This is a genomic window from Pseudomonas sp. PDNC002 (assembly GCF_016919445.1).
Classification (GTDB): Bacteria; Pseudomonadota; Gammaproteobacteria; order Pseudomonadales; family Pseudomonadaceae; genus Pseudomonas.
Genome location: NZ_CP070356.1, coordinates 3,206,294 through 3,224,614, shown reverse-complemented (window position 1 = coordinate 3,224,614; position 18,321 = coordinate 3,206,294). Strand labels below are relative to the sequence as shown.

Genomic DNA, 18,321 nt, shown 5'->3' with positions numbered 1-18,321 from the left:
TTGAAACAATGTTGGCCAACTGCCAGCTGGAGAGGTCCCAGCCAATCGAAACCTGCCGCCCTCTAGCACTGCAGTTTCTCCGTCATTGGCTACAGATGATCTGCATATCACATCCAATAGTTTCTTTCAGGTAGACCATGGCCGCAGCGATGACCATGTCCTGGTCTTCACTACGGCTAGTGGCTGATATTCCTGGCTGAACAATCAGCACCTCCGCGGCAATGGACTTGAACCGACTCTGCCTTAACAACTCGCTCAGCCGCGCCGCATTTCCCTGGAAAAAACGAGTGGGGCGTGCAAAAGATTTCAAACGCTCTTCTCGCCCAAGCAGGTGACGGCATAGATCTGCAAACCTCCACTTCCACTTGGCGGAGCGCACAGCTTGGGAGCAGACCTCAACAGCATCCTTGATGCGCTCCCCCTTTGTCGCGGCACCGGAAAACTTGCAGTGGATCATGGCCAGCCGAATAACATCCCCCTCCTCCTTCAAACACACGAGATCGGCTGCCTCGCCAGCCGAATCGTCATCGAAGACGACATCAAAATTTCCGTCCATGTAAGCCTGAGCTACCCTCCACTGGATCGAGTCTTCCCGGCCCTGACCGTCCTTCCAGTAGCTCTCCTTGGTTAGGTCAAACCCCGTCCAATCCCAAGGCTCGAACTGGGCAGCATCGAGGATCAGCTCGCGAGGATTCCTCGGCTGTATGAGCAAGTTGCCGTCGAGCTCACTGAGGTCGATGAAACGAACCAATGGGGGATAACCGCAGAAATACTCATCAAGCCGACAGCTGCGCTTACCGATGGAGATGGTCAGCGGATCACCACTAGTCTGCTGCACCTTGAAACCCAATTGAGCGTCGAGTCGAAGCTCGAACTCCCCAACCCTATTATCCTCCCCAGCGACCAAGGCAAACTGAAGCAGTCCAGCTGTAAGTGAAACGAACAATAGTTCGAACATGTACAGCGGTTGCGCCTCTTCTTGGCCCGTCGGGCTGAGTGCAATCCGATCTTCCGATATTCCCAGAAGCTCGGCGGGCCACTCGATCGCCAAGACAATCTTGTCTGCTGGGAACTCTTCAATCTCAGACGGCAGAAGTACGTTCGCGATGATGTTTTCGATGTTTATCGTGTCATCCAGAAGCTTGGTACCGACCCGCTGACACCAGGCCAGCAGTGTAGGAATGGACCCCTGGTCTCGTGACCACACTCGGCCCTTAACTGAGCACCCGACTGATACGCGTGCGCCTTCTTCCCAGCCCGTCCCACTGACATTGTTTTTGACCGAATTGTGCCGTTCAGTCAGCCCCAACGCTTCATCAACATCTCCTCCCGTGTACATGGCGAAGCTGAGATTGCGACGTCCATGCTTCTTGACTCCGATGTTTTGCAGCATCAGTCGGTTTACATGTCCTAGGCTGCGGAACATCTGCTCACCCTTGATCAATACCGCTTCGCCAGCGACGGCTTCGGCGAGCTCGGGGAACAGCGAGTCATGATTGGTTGAGGACAGGTACAGAAGGCCCCGCTCCACGTCATGGTGCAGAACGAATAGCGCCCACTCGCAATCCAGGACACCCTTGGTGTTTGTCCACCGGACACGGGACTCAGTCCTAGTGACGAAATACACAGTCGGGCTCTGTTCGTGTTGCCATACGGCCTGCAGCTTGAGGTTGGCCGGGAGGCCGGAATGGAAGCGCTCTCCAACGAACGCTGTGGCCCGGTAAACGGCGGTACTGAATTTGGGTTTAAGTAAGTGCGGTGATAGAACTATCGAGTCGGATTGATCATGATCGTCGAGGCGCCTGGAAGCGTGCAGGAAAGCCACCAGTTCCGCGTGATCCCGAGCAGCTGCTGAGCTCATTTCTGAGAGTATGAGGTTCCAGTCCGCATCTTCACTGTACAACCGCTCCAAGGCATCAGAAACGGCCTTATCGCCAATATTGGCAACCACAGTTGCATCACCGATCCTCTCACCAGCCACACGTGTAAAGCGCCCTACAAATTGCAGCAGGATCGCCAGGCTTCGGTGCATGTCATGTACAGCAGCAACCTTCAGCTGCGGTAGATCAAAACCCTCGCCGAGCATGCCTACGCAGATGACGATCTTCGCTTCCCGGTTTTTCAGCGCAGCAAGCCGCACTTGTGCTTCATCGGATTCAGAATGGATCAGAACAGGACTTAAATCACCGGCTATCGCTTGATAAAGCTCTGCAACGATGGTGGCTCGCGCGATGCTGGAACAGCGCGCCATCAGAAGGTGGTCTAGCCCTTGATCCAGGTCGTTTCTGAGCTGCCTCACCGCTGCCTCGGCAATGGCCCGATCAGCGTCTAGCGGGCTAACCTGCACCGGCTCAAAGCGAATAAGCTTGAAGTAACCATCACGCTGCGCGGCGCCCAACGGGTAATTGAAGATGACCTTCCCATCTACAAGCTGAGTGTCACGTCGAAACGGCGTGGCAGTGAACTGAAGAGTAGGAACGCCTCGGAACGCGTCTTTGAGGTGAGTCCAGCTCGTAGCAGGTACGTGGTGTGCTTCATCCAAGATGAGCGCCTTACACCGACTGGCGAGCCCCTCAAGGACTGCAGTCGGCAAGCTAGCCCCTATTGAACCAATGGTTGCGACCACAACGTTACAGTGCTCGAACATGAGCAGATCCGCTTGGGTCTTTGGCCGTTTTTTCATGATCCCGACAATCGGGTTTGGCACATCCGTGGGCAGCACACCGATGGCGCGTAACAAGCCGAAGGTAATGAACTTGTTCGCGGTCTGCTCTCTGAGGGCATCCCAGGGCACAACTACTAGGATTGGTTCGCGAGCATAGGCCGCCAACGCTGCCAACATCGTTTCCGTCTTGCCGGTACCTGTAGGCATGACGATGGTCGCTGGAGCCCGCTCCAAGCTCCAGTGAGCCCCAATCGCATGCAGAGCACCTAATTGAGGTGGACGTAATCCTCTATGTTCTGCGGCACCCGTTTGGCCAGGCTCACGCCGCTCGGCTACAAAACGCAACTTGCCGCTCCAACATGCAGCAACCTCACGCGAATGATCAGCCTGCCCCACCGTTGCTCGACGGCTTTGGAACTCGTCCAACAACCGATGGCGAGCCCAACTGAACTTGCCATCACTCTCGAGAAGCACTCCATCCACCCCGTCAGGAAGCTGCACATCCTTGCGGGAGGTGACAATCACTCGCTCTTCGTTATCGAAACGTCTTAACGGCTGCTTGATTTTCGCCGACACGTTGACTGAAGTTTCGACGACCAGCGAGACCTGGAGCGCCGGACGGATCTGATGCCGAACAACACCAATCGAATATCGCTCTTCAAAAACAAGTGCGGGCAGCGTGAACATATGCCGTCATCCTTGGTTGGTCAGGTCCCTATCAACGCGTCGATGAAACTATCGAAGCTTAACTGAGGTCTCGCTGCACTATCCTGCCCCGGATCCACTCGTGAACCTCACTTTCAACCCAGCCAACACTCCGACCAACCAGAGGGACTGGTTTGGGGAACGCCCCCTCGCCAATGAGCTTGTAGATTGTGGATCGTGCGATGCCAGTCGAGTCGATGACGTCCTTCAGACGAATAATCCTCATAAGCAAGCCCAAAATCACGCGGGCCAATACAGCCGTTTCAAAGGCACGATGCGCTTGGTCTCAGCGTCGGTTGCGTCGTAATGCTCAATGAGCGCGCGCACCACGTGATCCAATGTCCACATCGCCAGAGGAATAGAGGCCCGGTCAGCCTCGTACTGGGCATCTTTGCTAAAGCCCCCCGTGCTCACATAGAGGCCCCGATCATCTTTATGCCGCCCGCCCAGAAAACTGCGGATATCTTGGCTGCCCATCTGCCCTTTGCGGTGCTTGACCTCCACAACAATCCGCGGGTGCTCGAAACCAAAGCCGTCAGGCGAGGCAACGATGTCCTTGCCTCGATCGGAACCAGGTGGCGAGACTTGAGTCTTGTAACCCATTGCGCGAAGGATCCCTGCTACTAGCTGCTGCATGTCATCCCAATCCAGCTCGCTCACGCGATCCTTGATGCGTTCTAGTGCCTGAGCTTCAACATCTGCCAACGGGTCAGCAATGCTTTCCTCAGCCTCATCTTCCTTCGGCGCTACTGGCTTGCCTTTCAGCGCCTCAAACACTTCAGCAGCGGCATCGGAAGGTACTTCGAACAAGGTCAATGTCGAGCCCAAGCTGTTCTTGGTGTTGGTGCCCAAGTTATCGCGCGGCAACTCTTGTTGCTGCCACTGAACCTTGCGCACCAGAGCCATGCCCTGCTCTGCCCATTCCAGATGATGTTCCGCCTCCCCTGCTACCTTACCGACAAGATACAAGCGGTTAGCCGGCGAGTAAGTCACAACCCAATCACCGACCGCGACCTCATTAACGAAACGCCAAACTTGCGAAGCACCTGCAACCGTCGAGCCCTTTTTCAGCTGCGGCTCAAGTGCTTGATACATGGCAGTGAGCTCTTTGCGCCCAATACCAGGCTTAGCATGAGGTGCTAACTGGCTCCAGCCAATTGCCGCAACCTCACGCTCGCGAAAGGCATCGTAAAGGCTTCCAGATTCGCCACGCACCATCCACATACGGCTCATGTCTTCTCCAGCGGAAATCAAACTTAATCAATAATCTCTGATCGAGGCAGGCTCAAAGAAACCTCTCGAAAAGCGAGCAGCGCCGCTTCGAGATGCTCAATAATCTCTTGCTGCAGCACGTCCGGCGGCGGTAAATCGTCGAGGTTATCTAGGCTTTCGTCCTTCAACCAAAAGATGTCGAGACTGGCCTTATCACGCGCCATCAATTCCTCGTAGCTGAAGAATTTGAAGCGGTCAGTAGCAGTGCGTTCGTGACGATTTTCCGGGTTATAGCAGGTGATGAAATCTTGCAAATCGTCCAATTTGAGTGTGCGCGCCTTCAATGTGAAATGCTTGTTGGTGCGCAAATCGTAGAGCCACATGCCCTTGGTATGGATTTGTCCATTCTTGGGCTTGGCATCGAAGAACACCACGTTCGCCTTCACGCCCTGCGCATAGAAGATGCCGGTCGGCAGCCGCAGTACGGTATGCACATCACAGTTCTCTAGCAGCTTACGACGAATCTTCTCACCAGCCCCGCCCTCAAATAGCACATTGTCGGGCAGCACCACGGCCGCTTTGCCGTCCGCCTTCAGCATGCTGACGATGTGCTGCAGAAAGTTGAGCTGCTTGTTAGATGTGGTTTCCCAGAAGTCCTGCCGCTCGTAGGTCAGCGCCTTGTCTTCCTCACCTTCTTCATTGGTGATGGTCATGCTGCTCTTCTTGCCGAAAGGCGGGTTAGCCAGCACGTAATCCACTTTTAGCTTGGGCTCGGATATCAGGGCGTCAGAACGCTCAACTGAAGGCTCTCCGTCCAACTCACCGATGTTGTGCAGAAACAAGTTCATCAAGCACATGCGGCGCGTGCTCGGCACGATTTCATTGCCGTGAAAAGTCTTGTCCCTCAGGAACTCTTTCTGGCGCTTATCCAGCTTAGCACCCGGGCGCGTCAGCCAGTTATACGCGCCTAAGAAAAACCCCCCAGTACCGCAGGCCGGATCGGCAATAGTTTTCATTGGCTCGGGGCGAATGCAGGCAACCATAGCGTCAATCAGCACACGTGGAGTGAAATACTGGCCGGCACCACTCTTGGTATCTTCGGCGTTCTTCTGCAACAGACCTTCGTAAAGATCGCCCTTGGTATCGGCATCCAGGCTGATCCAGCTCTCGGCATCAATCAATTGCACTAACCGGGATAGCTTTGCTGGATCCTGAATTTTGTTCTGGGCTTTGAAAAAGATCGCGCCCAGCATTCCCGGCTCGTTACTCAGTTTGTGCAAGGTAGCCAGGTAATGAGCCTCCAGCGGCTCGCCGACCTTAGAAGTCAGACTGACCCACCCATAGCCCTTTGGGATGTGGGTGTCGCGATTGTACGGTTCTTGCGCATACTCATGTGCCAGCTTCAAAAACAATAGATAGGTGAGTTGCTCCAGATAATCGCCATAACCTACACCGTCATCGCGAAGAGTGTGACAGAAGCTCCAAACCTTTTGCACCAAAGTACTTGTATTCATAACAAAACACCCAGAGAAACAAGCTAAAGAAGAGCCTCAACCCAATCGATCTCGCGATAACTGCCAATGACCGACCTAAAATAACTAGAGTACTCAACAGAACCGTCGAGCTTGGACTCGACCAACTTGCGTACTTTGGGATCATCCGGCTGAAGCTCAATTAACAATTTAAGAGGCTGCCACGCTTCACGCTTTCTTCCTGGCATACCAAAACTATTTAAACCTAAGACATCTCGCGTATACTCTGCCCGTTGATACTCCAACGTTCCATCCTGAGATGAAGGAGCAACAAGACCGCCTTCGAGATGAGCGAAGAGCTTCGTGTCACTCTCTACACATGGATCAAGGAGAAGCGGCTCCTCATTCCTCGCGCACTGAGGAGTTAAATTTCGATTACCTTCATCACAAAGAGCAAATTCGTTATGCTTACCTCGAAGGGTTTTACTCTCATCTTCTTCGGGCCTATTGCATCGCTGACAACTAAACCGAAAATTTTTCCAATCATACGCCAGCCAGTAGTAACCAAGGTGGCCTGAAAGATTTTTTCGGAAGCTGGTCACACCTGCTTTAGGTCGGAAATGATCGACATCAGAAACAGCACGAATTGACCTTGTTTCACAATACCAGCATTTCCCACTGCTAAACTCTGAAAGCCAACTTTTAAGCAGCCCCCAAGTATTAGTATTCTTGATGTATGCAGTCTTATCTGAAGCTAATGGAATAGCATTTACCGCAACAATCCTTCGATCCAGAGCTTGTTTTTTTCGCGGAGGCAAGGGAAGAGAAGTTTGATCAATATACTTCATCAATCATCCTCCTTGTCACTAGCAAGCAAAGCTTTTACCAATGCAGAAAGAGCCGACTCGCGATTTTTCTTCGTCAGGATCGGCGCATCAAGTTCGTCCTGCGACTTGATCAAATCAAATCGAGCACGCAAAAACTCACGCTCCATACGGTCATCGGATGCGAAATTAAAGTCAAGCTTTTCAATTTTCTGCCTTAAATGTCGCAGCTCGATCTTTTCATCTTTGGTAAGAGGCTGCTCTTTGCTGGACAATTTATGCAGATTCAAAAGATCTTCAGTAGTCTTCTTATCTAAACTTGACCCTAAACCAAACAAATCACTGGTAATAACACCGCTATAACCCATTCCTCGGGGAGCCTGTTCAGGCCTGGTCGCCATTACGGTGGTATCGGTTTTGTTGCGATAGAGAATTTGAACTTGCTCTCGACTCAACTCAGCAATAGCTATTGGATTATGCGTCGTTAACACAATGTGACTTGAGCTCTCAGCTGAAGAGCCTGAAGTTATGAAGCGATTTAGGTAACCAATGTAGTCCACGCTCCAACGTGGATTGAGATGGGTATCGGGCTCATCCAGTAGAAACAGGCTCTCTTCTTCAGCTGTAAAGCGCAAGAGTCCAAGAACCGTAAGCAATTGCTGCTCGCCTTCGCTTAGTTCGCGGAATGTCACACTACCATCGTTCTTCTTCAGCTTTACTCGTATTCTCACCTCACTGATCAGCTCCGACACATATGTGCTTTCCAAATCGCGAAAGAATTCACGCGGAGACTGATCGCCTATCAGTTGCGCCAAACGATCTAAATCCTTGACAAACAAATAGACATACTCACGATTTTTTTTATTCCAGAAAGTCGATTCATCCTTGCGAGTATTATGAACTGGTGCAGTGGCGACTTTATGCACACGATCAAGAAACCCTCTGACTACACCTTCTGCTCCCCAGAAAATGTCTGGATTGTCTTGGCACGCTCCGTATTTACCTTTCGGCACCTTGCCCTTATTCAGACTCCAGGATGGCTCATTTAGCACAAGCAAGACAGAGTCAACACTCTCCGACTCAGCATCTGTATCCAGACCGAGCTGATCGTTCAGAAAGGCTTTAACAAGCTCGTCCTGCTGCAGCACAAAGGCCAGCAGAACAAACTGACTGTGTACCGGGAGAGCATAGAAAAGGCGCCGTAAACCTGGGTCTTCGGACTTTACATTACGCAGCTTCTTGTCGTACTGCTGTAGATAGGGACGAAATACCGACTGCATACGATCGCTATTTCCCGAGTAATAGCCAAATACGTAGCGCGGGAGAAAATCATCCTTCTGCTTTTTAAACTGCGAGAATCGGATCGACTCATAGCCTTCTATCGACGGCAGCTCACTCGAGTTTTTATCAAGCACTAAGTATGATATTTCATACCAGTCAGCCTTTCGATCAGGGTCCGCATCGATTTCGATAGCCTTCCCCTGACAGACGTAGCGTAATTTGTACGCAAAGCTTGGTCGATCTTTATTACCCCACCTATCTTTTTCCATAATCAGATCACGAAACAAGGTAGCAATCGCTTCCAAGACATTGGACTTCCCTGTGCCATTCCACCCAATTACAACGGTAATCCATTCTTTTGTGCCGAAGGAGATCTCAACGTTCTTCAGATTCTTAAAGCGTTGCTTGTCACCAACTTTTTCCGAGCCGATTCTGATCTTATCTAAACGCATAGAGATTATTCCGCTTTGAGTCTAAGCATGTCGTAATTACCTTCACGACGCACCTCAAGCTGGCCTGACTTGTCCAGTCGACGCAGCTCAGCGTAAAGCTCCTCTATACGGTCAATGTCCGTTCCGTCTGTCATCCCACATTTACGGAAAGCTTCCAAGGCACCGATCCAATCACCCGCCTCAACGAGTACATCAATGAGCTGGCTCATATTGACTGCAATTCCCTTTTGCCTTTTTGGTTTGCGCACCTTGGGTTGCTTTTCACGCTCTGCACGTTCCACACGGATGCGCTCTAACAGCACGCTCGCGGCTTCATCGTTTGAGTCTTGTAGAAGCAGCTGTCCGGAGAAGGCGGCACGCAGGATATTCTGGCGTTGTACGGCTGCCTGCTTGAGGGAGTAGTTGATTGCCTCGAGCTGCTCCAACGCCTCACGATCAGCATCTGCTACCGCTTGTACAATCGACGCTTGCTCGTCCGCTGGCGGCAGCGGTACAGCCAGACTTGTAAATCGACCAAGGCTGACCTTCTTTTGGGCTACCCCTTGCGTCATGGGTTCGATTTGACTCTTGCCTATGTGCGAATTGATCACCGTCTTCAAATAGTCAGGCAAAATGAGGCCAGGCCAGCATCGAATTTTGATGCAGTCTGCAGTGATAACTGCAGGCGGCTGATCATTCGGGTAGACATCCGCATCTCCAGGCGGATCGCCCATCTTCGTGACCAGCACATCACCGGCTGTAATGCTGTGAGCACTTAACTCACGTGCCTTTTCAGGCGTTACGTACTTGGTGTACCCTCCCCCGTAATTACCTGACCGGATATTGCGAACAAAGACTAAAGGAACTCCAGACTCACGATAGTCAGGCACTTTGAGGTTACTTCCAAATGGCCCGATAGCAAGACTATACGGATCATCTGATGCAATCTGTTCCACACTAGCCCACACCCACCTCTCCGGTAAATGTGGCAACTTTGAGGTATCTGGTTGTATTGGCTCTGGATACTTCTTCTGCCAGCCTTTAGGTGGAGACTTACCTTGCCCTGCAAATTTTGTCAGCTGCCTAGCTTCCCAGCGGGAACGGCGCTCGGAGAGGATACGCTCTAACAATTGAGCACCAGTTTCGGTGCTTTTTTTCTGAGCACGCCATTCAACAGTAAGAGCACCGTCTACAGCAGATTTCAGTAGCGACTGTCTATATTTCCCTAATTTTTTCTGAGCGGCCGTGAGGTCAGCTACACCAGCGTCCATTTCGGACAGCAGCCCCTCAAGCTTGGTAACGATTCGGATTTGCTCAGCTGTGGGAGCAAGCGGAAACGGTATCAGAGCTGCTTTAGCTCCTGAAATTTCCAAGAAAGTTGTACCACTCGCCAACTCTTCAGCAATCCGTTTGGCCGAACTAAGCCAGTAATAAAGGAAGTCGGAGTCCACTCCCTGTCGAGGAATAAAGCTTTTGAAGCCTTGGTTCGTGGTAACTGTGGTTTCAGCTATCGCCACATAACCAATCGGGGCCCGTGAGCTAAAGAGTACGGCTCCCTTCGGCAACCACCTTGCTCCCGACTCTTCATACCCTTGCTGGGTTATGTTTCTTGCCCCGGCACGTATGTACTTATCTTTGTAACCAGATAAGTCTGCTGGCGTAATCCAAGGTATGTCACCATCAAAACTTGCTGGATTACTAGTTGAAGGGGTTCCACCACCAACTACATCGGTAACCTCTCCGATCTTCACCCAAGCCCAGGACTTTGGGAGTTGCCATAACTCGCTCACGCCACCAACTCCTCATTCATCTCATTCATCAATCCATCTAGATCCTTGCCAAAGAGCCCACAGACCTTTTGCAGACCACCTTTTCCGGCCAGTTCAGCGTAATCAAAATCATCACGACTGATGCTGCAACTACTGGCAATGTGGTCTTTCATCAGGCGCAGCCATTCGGTCTGCTCCGCTGTGAACGCGGCTCCGCGTTGAGCGTTATGGCGGAAGATCCATGCTTGGAAACGCTTATCCACCTCGTCCGCAAAAGGTTTGAGCTCGCAGTCCAGCCCCAGCGCAAAGCGCACCAGCGACACAAGATCGGTGAGTTGGCGCTTGCGGTCAGCGCCTTTTACGGCGCCGGACTGCACCCGCGCATAGGCACTCCACAGACGCTCAGTCGTAAGCATCAGCGGTGGTTTGCTCAGTTGTTGGTACAAATCTTCGATCATGTCGAAGGTGAGCCCGCGGCGCTGGTATGGTTGCTGGTAGAAAAACTCCAACGCGGCGATTTCGTCCTTGTGCTGCTTTAGGTAGTCGCCAAAGGTCTGGATCAAGGCTTTAGCCTGAGCTTCGGCCTGCTCAGAGAAACCGCTGAACATGACCTGATCAAGATTGATGTGGTCGATAAGTTGCTCGCGCTCGCGGCGGGCGTTCTCGATCTCATCGCGCAGTTCAGGTTTGTCAAAGGGCGCACAGGCGGCGGCCACGCGCTCAGAGCGGGCAGCTTCGATTTCTTCAGGCAGCAGAGTGTCCTCGCTGCGCGTAATACTATTGGCCTTGGCGATGGCTAGTGCAGTTTGCACGATGGCATCAGGGTCAAGCGCGGCAATCAGGCTTTTGCCGAGTTCGCCGATCGGAATACCACCACTAGCCTTCTCGATGCGAACCTGCGCCTTGTTGTCTAGTTGTTTAGCCAGGCGTACCAAGCGATTAGCTAGGGAGAGGACTGTATCGTCGTCGCGGCTGCCCATTGCCACGCCTTGAAGCAAGTCCCTCAGGGCCACACCAGGCTTCTTTTCCAGTGGTCGGCTTTCGGTTTTGAGGCTTTTCTCCACGCCCACAGCGTCAATGAGAATGAAGCGGGTTTTGGCACCATCTGCGCTGTTGCTGACGAGCTTGAGGCTGTCGCCATCCAGACTGCGCACACCACGGCCCTTCATCTGCTCGTAATACCCCTTACTGCGAACATCTCGCATGAAGAGCAGCACCTCCAGCGGCTTCACGTCGGTGCCAGTGGCAATCATGTCCACGGTGACGGCAATGCGCGGGTTGTAGTCGTTGCGGAAACTACTGAGGATGCTGTCAGCGTCTTCCTCCGCACGGTAGGTGACCTTCTTGCAGAAGGCATTACCTTGCCCGTACACCTCACGCAGGATGTTGATGATGTCGTCGGCATGACTATCGTTTTTGGCGAAGATCAGTGTCTTGGGCGTTTCTTTACGAGCCGGGAAAATTTGCGTTTCCACGGCGGTTTTCATGGCCTGAATCACCTGACGGATCTGACTTACGTTGACCACCGAGCGGTCCAGCTCTTTACCGGTGTAGGCGGTGTCTTCTTCAGTTTCACCCCAGCGCTTCTTGCGGGTCTGGCGGTCGCGGTGATCCACCCATTCCTTCGCTTTAAGTTCGGCGCCTTTTTGGGTTATCTCTGTTTCGATCTCGTAGACGTCATAGCCGACGTTTACGCCATCGGCCACCGATTGCTCGTAGGTGTATTCAGCAACGATGTTTTCATTGAAGAAGCCGAAGGTGCGCTTGTCAGGGGTGGCGGTGAGGCCGATCAGGCTGGCATCGAAGTAATCGAGCACCTGCTTCCACAGGTTGTAGATACTGCGATGACACTCGTCGATGATGATGAAGTCAAAGGTTTCCACCGGCACGCCCGGGTTGTAGCGGACGAACTTTTCCTGCCTGGCGGTTTGTTGCACTTCGTTAAGCGAAATGTCTTCAGCAGACTCGTCGATAGGCTCGCCGGAGAGGATCGAGTACATGCGCTGGATGGTGCTGATGCACACTTGCGCATGAGGGTCGATGTTGGGCGATGCAAGTCGTTGAACGTTGTAGAGCTCGGTGAACTTACGGCCATCATCGGGCGGCGTGTAGGCCATGAACTCTTGATAAGCCTGCTTGCCCAGGTTACGGGTATCCACCAGAAACAGGATGCGCTTAGCACCACCGAACTTGAGTAGACGGTAGACCGAGGTGATTGATGTGAAGGTCTTGCCTGCACCTGTAGCCATGTGCACAAGGGCACGAGGTTTGTTCAGTGCCAGCGACTTTTCTAGCCCGGTGACGGCGCTGATCTGGCAGTCGCGCAGGTTGCGTTCGGGCAAGGCTGGCATTTGCTCTGCAAGACGGCGGCGCAAGGTATCGGGCTGAGCCAGCCAGGACGCCAGCGTTTCCGGCTTGAAGAAGTGGAAGATTTCGCGCGAACGAGGTACCGGGTCGGCACCATCAGTGAAGCGGATAATCTGGCCGGTGGCCTCAAACAAGAAACGCAGCGGGATGTTGTCCTTGCGATGCTTGAGTGTGGCGTTGGCGTAGCGCTCGGTTTGGCTTTCGGTGACAGTGAGGTTTTCGCCCGCGCTGTTTTTTTTAGCTTCTATTACCCCCACTGGGGCCCGATCCACAAAAAGCATGTAATCTGCAGGCCCGGAGTCAGTGTGAAACTCCCGCACAGCCACACCACGCGTCGCACCCAAATTGAGCTGTTTCATGTCCTGGACGATCCAGCCAGCCTGCTCAAGCTTCTGGTCAATCTGCTGGCGTGCTTTTGATTCTGGCGTCATGGCGCTGATCCCTGCGTTTTTTAGGCCCCGTTGAGCTCGAGCTCTCGAAAACTTGCTGCGATATGCATCACAGGAGTTTGAGTAAGCCAATCTCAATTGGCAACCAATTGGCAACCAGAAAGCCAAAAAACCAGAAGAGCTATAAAATTTGCAGGCATAAAAAAATCCAGCCACCGCTAAGTGACTGGATTTTCTAGGGTTTTTTGGTCGGGACGGAGTGATTCGAACACTCGACCCCTTGCACCCCATGCAAGTGCGCTACCAGGCTGCGCTACGCCCCGACGTTGCTTTTGAGTTCCCTCAGAAGCGGATCGCACTATACCCCAAGCAATTGCTTCGGAGAAGTACTTTTTCCATTTTTTTCAGTTACTTGCGCAGGACATGCAGTACATCTTCCAATTCAGCAATCATCTGCCGGATCAGTTGCTTGTACTGGGTAGCGTCCTCGCGGGCTTCGTCGCCGGTAAGGCGCTGGCGGGCGCCGCCGATGGTGAAGCCCTGGTCGTAGAGCAGCGCGCGGATCTGGCGAATCATGAGCACGTCCTGGCGCTGGTAGTAGCGCCGGTTGCCTCTTCGCTTGACCGGGTTGAGTTGCGGGAACTCCTGTTCCCAGTACCGCAGCACGTGCGGCTTCACCGCGCAAAGATCGCTCACCTCACCGATGGTGAAGTAGCGTTTGCCCGGAATGGGGGGCAGCTCGTCGTTATGACTTGGTTCCAGCATAAGCTTCAACCCTGGCCTTCAGTTTCTGCCCTGGACGAAAGGTGACGACGCGCCGGGCTGTGATCGGGATTTCCTCTCCCGTCTTCGGGTTGCGTCCGGGACGCTGGCGCTTGTCGCGCAGATCGAAGTTGCCGAAACCCGACAACTTCACCTGTTCGTTATGCTCCAGCGCCTGGCGGATCTCTTCGAAGAAGAGCTCCACCAGTTCCTTGGCTTCCCGCTTATTCAGGCCCAGCTCTTCGTACAGACGTTCAGCAATTTCAGCTTTCGTCAGAGCCCCCATACGCTACTTCCTTAACGTGGCGTTGAACCTTTGTTCCAGCGAGGCGACGATATTCTGCGTAGTCGCGTTCACCTCGTCATCATTAAGAGTGCGTGATGGATGCTGCCAGGTCAAGCCAACGGCCAAGCTTTTTCTAAGCGGATCAATGCCTTTACCGTGGTAGACGTCAAACAACCTGAGATCCGTCAGCCATTCGCCCGCCGTTTCACGGATATTGGCCAGCACGAACTCGGCCGGAGTATCCAGATCGACGATCAGAGCCAGGTCACGGCGTACTTCGGGGAAGCGCGACAGTTCGCTGAATTTCGGCAGACGCCCCTTGGCCACTTCGGCCAGCACCAGCTCGAAAACGTAGACCGGACGATCGAGATCCAGCGCCTTGGCCAGCTCCGGGTGCAGAGCGCCCAGGTAGCCGACCAGCACGCCATCGCGCTCGATCTTGGCGGTCTGGCCCGGGTGCAGCGCCGGGTGTTCCGCCGGGGAGAAGGTGAAAGCTTCGATGGCACCAGCATTGCCCAGCAATGCTTCGACATCGGCTTTCACGTCAAAGAAGTCGACATTCTCACGACCGTTGGCCCAGCCTTCCGGCTGACGTGCACCGCAGACGACGCCGGCGAGCATGTTTTCCTGCACCAGGCCTTCCAGCTGACCAACGAAGCGCAGGCCGCTTTCGAACAGGCGCACGCGAGTCTGCTGGCGGTTGAGGTTGTGCTGTAGAGACTTCACCAGACCCGGCCAGAGCGAGGCTCGCATGGCGGCCATGTCGGCGGAGATTGGGTTGGCCAGCATCAGCGGCTCGATACCGGGGTGGAACAGCTGGAACAGCTTGGGATCGATGAAGCTGTAGGTGATAGCTTCCTGGTAGTCGCGGGCGACCAGCAGGCGGCGCAGCGCCGGCAGTTCGGCCTGCGACTCAGACTTGGTGTTCGGCGCCAGGCGTGCCTGCGGGTAGCGCACCGGCAGACGGTTGTAGCCGTAAAGGCGACCCAGCTCTTCGATCAGGTCGACTTCGATGGAGACGTCGAAGCGATGGCTTGGCACACCAACGGTCCAGGCATCGGCACCGGCTTTCTGGACGTCGAACTCCAGCGCAGTGAGCAGACGCTCGATCTCGGCGTTTTCCAGGGTCATGCCCAGCATCTGGGTAACGCGCTCGGCACGCAGGGTGACCGGAGCAACCTTGGGCAGGTCCGCTTCACTGGCTGCTTCCACGATCGGACCAGCTTCGCCGCCGACGATCTGCAGCAGCAGCTCGGTAGCACGCTCCATGGCGCGACGGGCCAGTTGCGAGTCCACGCCACGCTCGAAGCGGTGGGAGGCATCGGTGTGCAGACCATAGGAACGGGCCTTGCCCGCCACGGCGATGCTGTCGAAGAAGGCGCTCTCGAGGAACAGGTCGCGGGTCTTGGCGCTGACGCCACTGTGCTCGCCACCCATCACGCCGGCGATGGCCAGGGCGCGTTCGTGGTCGGCAATCACCAGGGTGTCGGCACGCAAGGTGACTTCCTGGCCGTCGAGCAGGACGAGCTTCTCGCCCTCCTCCGCCATGCGTACACGCACGCCGCCTTTGATCTCGTCGAGATCAAAGGCATGCATCGGCTGGCCCAGTTCGATCATCACGTAGTTGGTGATGTCGACGGCGGCGTCGATGCTGCGGATGTCGGAGCGGCGTAGGCGCTCGACCATCCACAGAGGGGTCGGCTTGCTCAGATCGACATTGCGGACGACGCGACCAAGGTAGCGCGGGCAGGCCTTGGGAGCCAGCAGCTCAACGCTGCGCACTTCACCGATCTGCGGAGCAACGGCACTGACCACTACCGGCTTGACCTCGGCGCTATACAGCGCGCCGACTTCGCGAGCGAGGCCGGTCAGGGACAGGCAGTCGCCGCGGTTCGGAGTCAGACCGATCTCGATGGAAGCGTCGTCCAGTTCGAGGTAGTCGCGAATGTTGGCGCCCACCGGCGCATCCGCGGCGAGCTCCATCAGGCCGGCGTTCTCTTCGCTGATTTCCAGCTCTTTGGCCGAGCAGAGCATGCCGTTGGATTCAACGCCGCGCAGCTTGGCCTTCTTGATCTTGAAGTCGCCAGGCAGTTCGGCGCCGATCATGGCGAAGGGGATCTTCAGGCCTGGGCGCACGTTGGGTGCGCCGCAGACGACCTGGAAGGTCTCCGAACCGTTGCTGACCTGGCAGACGCGCAGCTTGTCGGCGTCCGGGTGCTGTTCAGTCGACAGCACCTCGCCCACAACCACACCGCTTAACTGGCCGGCGACCGGGATCACGGCGTCGACCTCAAGGCCGGCCATGGACAGACGAGCTACCAGCTCGTCACGGGAAACCTGCGGATTTACCCAGCTCCGCAGCCACTGTTCACTGAATTTCATCCTGCTCTCCTAAATGCGTTGACGGTCGTGCGGGCTAGCGGAACTGGCCGAGGAACCGCAGATCGTTGTCGAAGAACAGGCGCAAGTCGTTCACGCCATAGCGCAACATGGCCAGGCGCTCGATACCCATGCCGAAGGCGAAGCCCTGGTATTTCTCGGGGTCGATGCCAGACATGCGCAGCACGTCGGGGTGGACCATGCCGCAACCCATGACTTCCAGCCAGCCGGTCTGCTTGCAGACGCGGCAACCTTTGCCGCTGCAGAGCACACACTGGATATCGACTTCCGCCGAAGGCTCGGTGAAGGGGAAGAAGGACGGACGGAAGCGGACGGAGAATTCCTTCTCGAAGAAGGCGCGGAGGAATTCCTCGATGGTGCCCTTGAGGTCGGCGAAGCTGACGTCTTCATCGACCAGCAGACCTTCGACCTGGTGGAACATCGGCGAGTGGGTCAGGTCGGAGTCGCAGCGGTACACGCGGCCCGGGCAGACAATGCGAATCGGCGGCTTCTGGTTTTCCATGGTGCGGACCTGTACCGGCGAGGTATGGGTGCGCAGCAGCATGTTCGCATTGAAGTAGAAGGTGTCGTGCATGGCACGAGCCGGGTGGTGGCCCGGAATATTGAGCGCTTCGAAGTTGTGGTAGTCGTCTTCGACTTCCGGACCCTCGGCCACTTCATAGCCGATGCGGGTGAAGCACTGCTCGATGCGTTCCTTGGTGCGGGTGACCGGATGTAGGCCGCCGGAGGACTGGCCACGGCCCGGCAGGGTCACGTCGATGCGCTCGGCTGCCAGCTTGGCGGCGAGGGCGGCGCCCTCCAGCTCAGCCTTGCGGGCGTTCAGCACATCCTGAACCTTTTCCTTGGCGACGTTGATCAGCGCGCCGACCTTGGGGCGCTCTTCGGCCGGCAGGTCGCCCAGGGTCTTCATGACCTGGGTCAGCTCGCCTTTCTTGCCGAGGTAGTGAACCCGGATCTGCTCCAGGGCGTTGACGTCTTCGGTGTTTCGCACGGCGTCCAGGGCCTGCGAAACCAGCGCGTCCAGGTTTTCCATGTACCAACTCCAGATACAAAATAGGGGAAGAGCGGTAAGGCTCTTCCCCTATCGGTGACGTTACGTCCGGACCGAGATCCGGTAACTGTCGTGGGGCTTAAGCCAGGCTGGCCTTCGCTTTCTCGACAATCGCGGTAAACGCCGCTTTTTCGTTCACAGCCAGATCGGCCAGGACCTTACGGTCGATCTCGATGGCCGCCTTTTTCAGGCCAGCGATCAGACGGCTGTAGGACAGACCGTTCTGACGAGCACCAGCGTTGATACGGGCGATCCACAGGGCGCGGAACTGACGCTTGCGCTGACGACGGTCACGGTAGGCGTATTGGCCAGCCTTGATTACCGCCTGCTTGGCAACGCGGAACACACGCGAACGCGCGCCGTAGTAGCCTTTTGCGAGCTTCAGGATTTTCTTGTGACGACGACGGGCGATCACGCCACGCTTAACACGAGCCATTTATCTATCCTCTACCAGAAATCAACGCAGACGCAGGGAGCGTTCTACACGGCGAACGTCGGAAGCAGCGAGCAGCGAGGTGCCGCGCAGCTGACGCTTACGCTTGGTGGTCATTTTGGTCAGGATGTGGCTCTTGAAAGCGTGCTTGTGCTTGATGCCACCAGCAGTCACTTTGAAGCGCTTTTTGGCGCCACTCTTGGTTTTCATCTTTGGCATGTTTAGTACTCCGCATTCGTTAACAACTGATAACCATCAGGCCTGCCAGTGCCCG

The 18,321-nt window shown here is 54.9% G+C and carries 14 protein-coding genes and 1 tRNA gene; all 15 read right to left on the bottom strand.

The window, feature by feature from the left end; translation table 11 throughout:
• Positions 1–82 precede the first annotated feature (82 nt).
• On the bottom strand, positions 83–3,352 hold the full coding sequence (locus JVX91_RS14885; protein ID WP_205334986.1) for a DEAD/DEAH box helicase family protein: 3,270 nt from the start codon (positions 3,350–3,352) through the stop codon (positions 83–85).
• A 58-nt stretch (positions 3,353–3,410) separates the two neighbouring features.
• On the bottom strand, positions 3,411–3,596 hold the full coding sequence (locus JVX91_RS14880) for an AlpA family transcriptional regulator (RefSeq protein WP_205340017.1): 186 nt from the start codon (positions 3,594–3,596) through the stop codon (positions 3,411–3,413).
• A 14-nt stretch (positions 3,597–3,610) separates the two neighbouring features.
• Positions 3,611–4,603: a restriction endonuclease gene (locus JVX91_RS14875; protein ID WP_205334985.1), complete on the bottom strand. Its 993-nt coding sequence runs from the start codon at positions 4,601–4,603 to the stop codon at positions 3,611–3,613.
• A gap of 23 nt (positions 4,604–4,626) precedes the next feature.
• Entirely contained in the window at positions 4,627–6,096 is a 1,470-nt protein-coding gene (locus JVX91_RS14870) for a class I SAM-dependent DNA methyltransferase (RefSeq protein WP_205334984.1), read from the bottom strand.
• A gap of 23 nt (positions 6,097–6,119) precedes the next feature.
• Complete coding sequence (locus tag JVX91_RS14865; protein ID WP_205334983.1) at positions 6,120–6,902, bottom strand: hypothetical protein; 783 nt, start codon at positions 6,900–6,902, stop codon at positions 6,120–6,122.
• A complete protein-coding gene (locus JVX91_RS14860) occupies positions 6,902–8,611 on the bottom strand; it encodes an AAA family ATPase (protein WP_205334982.1) in 1,710 nt (569 codons plus the stop codon). The genes JVX91_RS14865 and JVX91_RS14860 overlap by 1 nt, the downstream gene beginning before the upstream one ends.
• Positions 8,612–8,616: 5 nt before the next feature.
• Complete coding sequence (locus JVX91_RS14855; protein ID WP_205334981.1) at positions 8,617–10,380, bottom strand: restriction endonuclease subunit S; 1,764 nt, start codon at positions 10,378–10,380, stop codon at positions 8,617–8,619.
• Positions 10,377–13,157: a type I restriction-modification enzyme R subunit C-terminal domain-containing protein gene (locus tag JVX91_RS14850; protein ID WP_205334980.1), complete on the bottom strand. Its 2,781-nt coding sequence runs from the start codon at positions 13,155–13,157 to the stop codon at positions 10,377–10,379. Before JVX91_RS14850 ends, JVX91_RS14855 begins: the two co-directional genes overlap by 4 nt.
• Positions 13,158–13,361: 204 nt before the next feature.
• A tRNA-Pro gene (locus tag JVX91_RS14845) sits at positions 13,362–13,438 on the bottom strand.
• Between the two features lie 85 nt (positions 13,439–13,523).
• Positions 13,524–13,880, bottom strand: a complete 357-nt coding sequence (locus JVX91_RS14840) for a MerR family transcriptional regulator (RefSeq protein ID WP_015476661.1) — start codon at positions 13,878–13,880, stop codon at positions 13,524–13,526.
• Positions 13,861–14,163: an integration host factor subunit alpha gene (gene ihfA / locus JVX91_RS14835; protein ID WP_003090661.1), complete on the bottom strand. Its 303-nt coding sequence runs from the start codon at positions 14,161–14,163 to the stop codon at positions 13,861–13,863. Before ihfA ends, JVX91_RS14840 begins: the two co-directional genes overlap by 20 nt.
• A 3-nt stretch (positions 14,164–14,166) precedes the next feature.
• Positions 14,167–16,545: a phenylalanine--tRNA ligase subunit beta gene (gene pheT, locus JVX91_RS14830; protein WP_205334979.1), complete on the bottom strand. Its 2,379-nt coding sequence runs from the start codon at positions 16,543–16,545 to the stop codon at positions 14,167–14,169.
• 34 nt (positions 16,546–16,579) lie between these two features.
• Complete coding sequence (gene pheS / locus JVX91_RS14825) at positions 16,580–17,596, bottom strand: phenylalanine--tRNA ligase subunit alpha (protein WP_024763164.1); 1,017 nt, start codon at positions 17,594–17,596, stop codon at positions 16,580–16,582.
• Between the two features lie 97 nt (positions 17,597–17,693).
• On the bottom strand, positions 17,694–18,050 hold the full coding sequence (gene rplT, locus JVX91_RS14820; RefSeq protein ID WP_003099086.1) for a 50S ribosomal protein L20: 357 nt from the start codon (positions 18,048–18,050) through the stop codon (positions 17,694–17,696).
• Between the two features lie 21 nt (positions 18,051–18,071).
• Complete coding sequence (rpmI, locus tag JVX91_RS14815; protein WP_205334978.1) at positions 18,072–18,266, bottom strand: 50S ribosomal protein L35; 195 nt, start codon at positions 18,264–18,266, stop codon at positions 18,072–18,074.
• Positions 18,267–18,321 lie beyond the last annotated feature (55 nt).